This is a genomic window from Marinobacter sp. UBA5687, assembly GCF_002420325.1.
Classification (GTDB): Bacteria; Pseudomonadota; Gammaproteobacteria; order Pseudomonadales; family Oleiphilaceae; genus Marinobacter; species Marinobacter nauticus.
This window is the reverse complement of the sequence record NZ_DIHV01000141.1, coordinates 1-7021: the sequence shown is the minus strand read 5'-3', so window position 1 is coordinate 7021 and position 7021 is coordinate 1. Positions and strand designations below refer to the sequence as shown.

The window sequence follows — 7021 nt, the reverse complement described above, 5'->3', positions numbered from 1 at the left end:
ATAGGCGGTGGGAAACCGTGCCGCCATGCCCTTCCCGTCCGGTGTCTTGGTCGATGATGTGTCAGACATCTCAAGTCCCCCCCTTCAATGTGATTTCTGCGAGTGTCCGGCGTGAAGCGGCACCTGGCCTGCCTGCGCATCGCCCTGACCGCCGCCGCTGGCGGACCCACTATTGCCCGCACCAATACCTTCCAGCCGCGTTCGTTTCAGCAGCAGCGCGTTGACCGCCACCAGCGCGGAGCTGCCCGACATGGCAAGTGCTGCCACGGCGGGGCTGATGATCAACGGATAAAACACCCCTGCCGCCATCGGAAAGGCGACCACGTTGTACGCCACGGCCCAGAACAGGTTCTGGTGCATCNNTGAGCATGCAAATCCCGTGTCCAGCTAATAAGTTCTCCAAAGGTTTTGATGTCCATTTACCCGTTCCCCCTTGTTGTCATTAATCATGTCAGCAAACAGCAATTACCTACCACTTAAACTCATAAGCCTGAATTCACACTGAAAAACCCCAACAAAAGATGCAAAAAGAGTCGCTCAATAGCGTGGGCTTGATGAACATCAATTTTTCCAATTGGAAGTGTTCGTCTACCCTAAGCCGTCCAGTCGGGTTCGCTTTAGCAGGAGTGCATTTACCGCAACAAGAGCGGAGCTTCCAGACATTGCGAGCGCCGCTACTTCTGGGCTTATCACCAACGGATAGAACACGCCTGCCGCCGCGGGAAAGGCGATGACGTTATAGCCCACCGCCCAGAACAGGTTCTGGTGCATCTTGCGCAGGGTAGCGCGCGACAGCTCGATGGCTCCCAGCACATCGTAGGGGTCGCTCTTCATCAGCACCACGTCAGCGCTCTCAATAGCCACATCGGTGCCGGCACCGATGGCGAAACCCACCTCCGCCTGGGTCAGTGCCGGGGCGTCATTGACACCGTCGCCCACCATGCCAACCTTCTTGCCCTGAGCCTGGAGCTCCTTGATCTTGTCTGCTTTCTGCCCCGGAAGGACATCGGCGATCACCATCTCAATGCCGAGTTCCCGGGCGATGCGCTCGGCGGTGGCCTGGTTGTCGCCGGTGAGCATCGCCACCTCCACCCCGCGTTCACGCATCTTTTTGACCATGGCAGTAGCGGTGGGGCGCGGCGCATCGGCAATGGCGATAAGGCCGACCAGCTTCCCGTCCTGGGCGACGTGCACCACGGTCTGACCCGCACTCTGCAGACGCGCGGCCTCGTCCTTCAGGCTCGCCATGTCGACCTTCTCTTCGTCCATCAGCCGGCGGTTGCCGAGCAGCACGGTCTTGCCGCCAATCTCCGCCCGCGCGCCCTTGCCCTCGATGTTGGTGAAGCCGGTCAGCGGATCAAGCTGCAAGCCTTCGGCCTTACTTTGTATCGCCTGGGCCAGAGGATGGTCCGAGCCCTGCTCCACCGTCCCCGCCAGTGCGAGGACCGCCTCCTCGGTGCTGCCCGCCACCACGACCACCTCGACCACCTGCGGCTCGCCCATGGTCAGGGTGCCGGTCTTGTCGAAGACCACAATATCCAGCCGGGTGGCATCCTCAAGTGCAGAGGCATTCTTGAACAAGATGCCGTTCCTGGCACCGAGGCCGGTGCCCACCATCACCGCCATGGGCGTTGCAAGGCCGAGGGCATCCGGACAGGCGATCACGAACACGGTGATAGTCAGGGTCACGGCAAGCAGCAGGCTTTGGCCGATCCACCAGAACCAGACGGCGAAGGTGAGCAGGCCGATCACGATGGCAATCACCACCAGCCACTGTGACGCTTTGTCCGCCAGCAGCTGCGCCGGGGCCTTGGAGTTCTGCGCCTCCTGCACCAGCTTGACGATCTGCGCTAACGCGGTGTCGGAACCCACCTTGGTGGCGCGATACTTGAAGCTGCCGCTCTTGTTAATAGTGGCCCCGATCACCTTATCGCCGGGCTTTTTTCCACCGGCATGGACTCGCCAGTGAGCATGGACTCATCCACCAGGGACTCGCCCTCCAAGACCTCACCGTCCACCGGAATCTTATTGCCGGGGCGGATCACGACGATGTCGTCCTTCAGAACCTCAGCGGTGGGTACCTCCCGTTCCTGGCCATCACGCAACACAGTGGCCTTGGGCGGCGCGAGATCCATCAGCGAGCGGATGGCGTCCGAGGCACCGGCACGGGCGCGCATCTCCAGCCAATGGCCGAGCAGGATGAACACCAGCAGCACCGCCACCGCCTCGAAAAACTGCACACCCGGGAAAAAGAGCGTGGAACCGACGCTGAACAGGTAGCCAGTACCCACCGAGAGAACGACCAGCACAGCCATGTTGAGCACGCCGTTTTTCAGCGCGCGCCAGGCGGCAACAAAGAACGGCCAGCTTGGCCAGAGCACGGCGATGCTTGCCAGTAATAGCAACCACAGGTCTAGCCGCAGTCCGAAGGGTGGCACCGGTGGTTCGAACATCCCACCCATGGGCGAATAAATGAAAATCGGGAGGCTGAAGATCAGGCAGACCCAGAAACGGTTGCGCATGTCGCGCACCATTGCCTGCATGTCCATGCTGCCGCCGTGGCCCATCTCGTGAGCCATCTCGTCCTTTGCGCCAGTATGTTCGCCGTGTTCAGCAGGATGCGCCGTATCGTCGTGGCCGGTGTGGGAGGCATGGCCATCGTGGACGGGCGTGGACACAGCCCCGGCTTCGGTCGGCGGGTCCCCCGGGTCGCAAACGTGCCTGGGCAACTGTTCTCCGGAACAGTGATAGCCGCACTCGTGTATCCGGGCCTTGATAGCCTCAAGGTCCACCGTCGCCTCATCATAGGTGACGGTCGCGCTGCCGGCCACATAGTTGACCTCGGCCTTCTTGACGCCGGGCAATCTCAATAGCTGTTTCTCTACGCCCCGGGCACTCAGTGCCGATAGCAAGCCGCGGATCTCCACAACGGTATTTTTCATTCCTTGTTTCCCTTTCCTTATTTGCAGACCGGAGCTTTCGTCAGCCCGACGCGCGCCCGACACCGAGATGGCGATGAAGCCAATTGAAGATCGGGCAGAACACCAGCCCGACATAAGCGCCATATAGAAAACTCTCAATCAATCCGAGCAGAAATCCCCACCAGGTCAGCCACTTGAACGCCGGCAGCACCTGCTCGAGAAACGTGTGCATGTGCAGGCTTTGCGGCGTCACCAGTCCATAGATCACGCAAACGATGAAGGTGACCGCCGCAAAGAGGCCCAACGCCCAGGTAACCAGTCTTGTGTCAAGCATGTTCCGTCCTCCGTTAATGCCGATGGCCAGAACGTCTGTCCGGGTCGTTCTCCGACTTGTCCGGCGCACTATGTCCACCATGCCCGCCCCCGCCGTGACCACCATGTCCTCCGTGACCGAACATATGCATGCCCACGAAAACGATGCCAATAAGCACCGAGAACCAGTTTTCCGCCAACCATTCCATAAAGACCTCTCCAGTCTGCTGCTGTACCAGCTGCCTTTGCATTGCTTCAGGCCCGGGCATGGCATTTCCTGACGCAAGTCAACCACATCTGCCTGAATTCAAACTGAATTACCGGACCGAAACAGAGCACACCTTGATCTCGATCAAATTAGAAACAATGTCCTAAAATTGATGACGCATGCACTTGCCGGTTACTGAATTTACTGGAAACATGTTTTCTAGGAACACTCTGAGGAGAGAAAGGCATGAGCAACGAATCTTTCTCGGCAAGCATGCACCTTGAGCCTCAAAAAAGGCCTGCGGGGAAAAGCAGCATCATTCAGCTCAATCTTTTTCGAAAGGCGCTGAGATCTCTTCAGTTCGGCTCGTTATCACTTACATGGCCAGATGGAGAAAAGACGTGCCATGAAGGGAAGCAAGACGGTGTACATGCAGAAATGACAATCCTGCAGTGGCATGTCATTGATCGTCTGATCACCCACGGTGATGTGGGACTGGGAGAAGACTACATGGCAGGCAAATGGTCCACGCCCAATTTGCTTGCCCTAATGCGCCTTGTCACGGTGAACATAGTCGTTTTTGACCGCGCTTTACGCTCCAGCGCGGGGCTCCGGTTATGGCATTGGTGCAAACATCGGTTGTTTTCCAATACGGTTAAGCGCAGCCGCGAAAACGTCCATGAGCACTACGACTTAGGCAACGATTTTTATCAGCTCTGGCTGGATAAGAGCATGACCTACTCCTGCGCCCTGTTTGGTGGCAACGAGTCCCTCTCGCTTTACGAGGCACAGCAAGCGAAATATGAGCGGATCCTTCAGCGACTGGCACCGGAACGGGGAAGCCGCATCCTGGAAATAGGCTGTGGCTGGGGCGGTTTTATGGAAGTGGCAACTGCACACGGGTGCCATGTAACCGGGGCAACCTTGTCCAGCGAACAGGCGGATTGTGCCCGCCAACGACTCCGGTCCGCCGGACTGGAGGGAAATACCGAGGTGCGTTTACAGGACTACCGGGAACTGTCGGGTCCGTTTGATTTCGTGGTATCAATCGGGATGTTTGAACACGTGGGCGAGACCTATTGGCCCACTTACATGAAGGATGTACACGATTATCTGAGACCCGGCGGCAAGGCACTGATACAAACCATTACCATTGCCGAGGAGCGATTTGAGCGGTATCGCTCCGGCAACGACTTTTTGCGGGCACCCACCAACCTGATTATTCCACCACATCAATATCTTGATAACAATGTGTTGGAGATAGGCACCGATGCCACAACCGGTTAACGCGTGTCCGTCGATTGCAGGAATCATTAATCGATAAAAGGAAACAACCATGAACGATCGATTCCGCCCCTCCTTGTCGGATATACCGGTTTCACCACGTCAGATCACTCTGTATATAGGCATTGCGGTTGCGGGACGATTACAGTGTTCGGTCGCGACTGGAAGATATTCTCGGTAGTGAAACCCGCAAAGCTGTTGCCAAACACGAATTGATAGAACTTGCACACACCAAGAAAGGCAGGGAGCCCGCCTTCGACCAGCCGCTCACAAAAGCGGTGATTGGCCAACCGCGGTCCGTCCGACGGGGGCGGCAGCTAATAGAAGCGGACATCTCTGCCGCGGCTTCGGCAAAGATGGCTAAATTTGGCATTGAATTGCCCGACATTCGTTTTAAGCGGATCAACTACAATGAAAGCGTTCGCCAGAATGATCAGCAAACGCCAGCAGATTGCCGAGCGATTCCGTTCCGAGGGTGCCGGCGAAGCCGCTAATTATCGGCGACAAGGAAAAGGATTTGCAGCGCATTGAGTCTGAAGCCTATCGGGAAGCTCAAACCATTCAGGGGGTGGCGGACGCGAAAGCCACGGAAATTTACGCAGCGGCGTATAACCAGTCGGAAATATCCCGTGATCTGTATGACTTTGTCAAAACCCTGGAGACCTATAACCGGGTGATCGACTCTTCCACCACGCTGGCATTAACCACTGAAAGCGAGCTACACCAACTGTTGAATGGTATAGGCCAAAACCCCTGAGGAGGGCTTGATGAACAAGCTGGCGTCCACGATTCGTTGCCCCGTGTGTGATATGAAAAAAATCAATCGCTCGCTACTATGGAATTACCAGGGTATAAACCACTATTTCTGTTCGCGTCAGTGCCTAGAGCGATTTAAATCCCGCCCGCATCTGTTTGTGGGCGATCCTCAACACGGATTGTCGCCCAAGCAGAAAAATCAAGTGATTCTAAAAAAACGCCGCATGCGACTCCGCGAAATAATCAGCGATGACCTCAAGGCTGATTTGAAAACATCACTGCAGTCGCTGATGGGTATTGATGCAGTGGACTTCACGGATCAGGAGCTGTATGTGACTTACGATCTGCTGCAGGCTTCCCTGGAAGATATCGAAAAAACCATCGAACAGGCGGCAGCCCGGCTGTCAAAAGGTATGGCGGAACAGGTAAAACGCGGGCTGATTCATTACAGCGAGGAGTGTGAGCTCGACAATCTCGCACACCTGACCAAAAACAGTGACTGTCATTGAGCAAGAAAGCATGGGAAAAGGCATCAACTACACTTAGTCTACCTTTTTGCGGCGCGGTGTGGGGGGGGGGCGTTGCTGTTTCAGAGCTTCTGGGCATAACCGTCATCTACAGGGAACTGAGCCACAGCGAGTTCAAACGCTGCCTGAAGCAGGGTTGGTTAAAAGATCTGATGGTTGGTGGGTAAACCACTCGCGACAGCTTAAAGGAACCTTTTGAAAGCAAAAACAATTTTGTCACCCCGAGGGTCTATATCGATCTGGCGGAAGAGCTTGCTCCCTATGACGTGGATTATAAAGGCGTCATCTCCTATGGGCCTCTCGCCACGTTGATCGGCTGGGTCGCACAGGCGGTATTAACGTCATGCGAGTGGAGCTAAGGCGAAAGAAGGCGGCTTGAAGATCAGGGATCTATGTTAACGAGCGTTCACTTATAAGTGACACCGTGTCGGTCAAATATTTCATAGACTTCTCTTGCTTCCTCCGCCGGCAACATCACCCGGATCGTCTGCTCATCCTTATCAATATAGATCAGATCCTGTGGAATTTCGCTGCCAATAAGGTCGTCTCGCGTATTGTGTGCCTGATCCATGTTCTCGAACTTACCATTAATAGCTTTACCCATCTTGTTTCTCCTTGTTGTTTAGCTTCTGCATAAAGCATAGATAACACATCAATTTCTGTAAATTTATGACATTGCCACGGACCGAGCGCCGTCCTTGAAACCATTCGCGGAGGGCTTAAAGACCCGTAAGTCGCGGATGATCGCCGGCCAGCCACACGCCTGCGTAACAGAGCTGACCGCGATGCGTGTTGTGTGCGGAAAACTTCCTGAGGCCTCCTCGACCGCACCGTTAGCCAGTGGCCCTTGCCATTCGGATTATCTTCCCCTCGGTCGGGGTGGCTCCGCCTTCTTTAGGCGGATGCCTGCTCAACGCAACAGTGAGAAGGTCAGAACTTGACCTGTCCCCACAACCAGGCCTTGTCCGTATCCACACCGCGACCATCCTCGGCATAGCTGGCGAACTTGGCAC

7 protein-coding genes and 2 pseudogenes are annotated in these 7021 nt (G+C 55.9%); 4 read left to right on the top strand and 5 right to left on the bottom strand.

The window, feature by feature from the left end:
- Positions 1–84 precede the first annotated feature (84 nt).
- From B3Y70_RS15625 to B3Y70_RS15610, 4 genes and pseudogenes are all read right to left on the bottom strand, one after another.
- Positions 85–360: pseudogene (locus tag B3Y70_RS15625) on the bottom strand (hypothetical protein); the annotation flags it as partial.
- Between the two features lie 231 nt (positions 361–591).
- Positions 592–2870: pseudogene (locus tag B3Y70_RS15620) on the bottom strand (heavy metal translocating P-type ATPase); the annotation flags it as partial.
- 112 nt (positions 2871–2982) lie between these two features.
- Entirely contained in the window at positions 2983–3255 is a 273-nt protein-coding gene (locus B3Y70_RS15615) for a DUF5676 family membrane protein (RefSeq protein WP_091854502.1), read from the bottom strand.
- Between the two features lie 13 nt (positions 3256–3268).
- On the bottom strand, positions 3269–3502 hold the full coding sequence (locus B3Y70_RS15610; protein ID WP_227548934.1) for a hypothetical protein: 234 nt from the start codon (positions 3500–3502) through the stop codon (positions 3269–3271).
- A gap of 185 nt (positions 3503–3687) precedes the next feature.
- Here B3Y70_RS15610 and B3Y70_RS15605 point away from each other — a divergent pair, with 185 nt between their 5' ends.
- The 4 genes from B3Y70_RS15605 (at position 3688) to B3Y70_RS15595 (ending at position 5990) form a co-directional block, all read left to right on the top strand.
- A complete protein-coding gene (locus tag B3Y70_RS15605; RefSeq protein ID WP_264995193.1) occupies positions 3688–4728 on the top strand; it encodes an SAM-dependent methyltransferase in 1041 nt (346 codons plus the stop codon).
- A 122-nt stretch (positions 4729–4850) separates the two neighbouring features.
- Positions 4851–5219, top strand: a complete 369-nt coding sequence (locus tag B3Y70_RS17620) for an SPFH domain-containing protein (protein WP_353743823.1) — start codon at positions 4851–4853, stop codon at positions 5217–5219.
- 23 nt (positions 5220–5242) lie between these two features.
- Positions 5243–5482, top strand: a complete 240-nt coding sequence (locus B3Y70_RS15600; RefSeq protein WP_091855218.1) for a hypothetical protein — start codon at positions 5243–5245, stop codon at positions 5480–5482.
- A 10-nt stretch (positions 5483–5492) separates the two neighbouring features.
- Complete coding sequence (locus B3Y70_RS15595; RefSeq protein WP_092034298.1) at positions 5493–5990, top strand: hypothetical protein; 498 nt, start codon at positions 5493–5495, stop codon at positions 5988–5990.
- A gap of 424 nt (positions 5991–6414) precedes the next feature.
- On the opposite strand, the gene B3Y70_RS15590 is transcribed toward B3Y70_RS15595, so the two are convergent.
- Positions 6415–6612, bottom strand: a complete 198-nt coding sequence (locus B3Y70_RS15590) for a hypothetical protein (RefSeq protein WP_091855216.1) — start codon at positions 6610–6612, stop codon at positions 6415–6417.
- Positions 6613–7021: the final 409 nt, after the last annotated feature.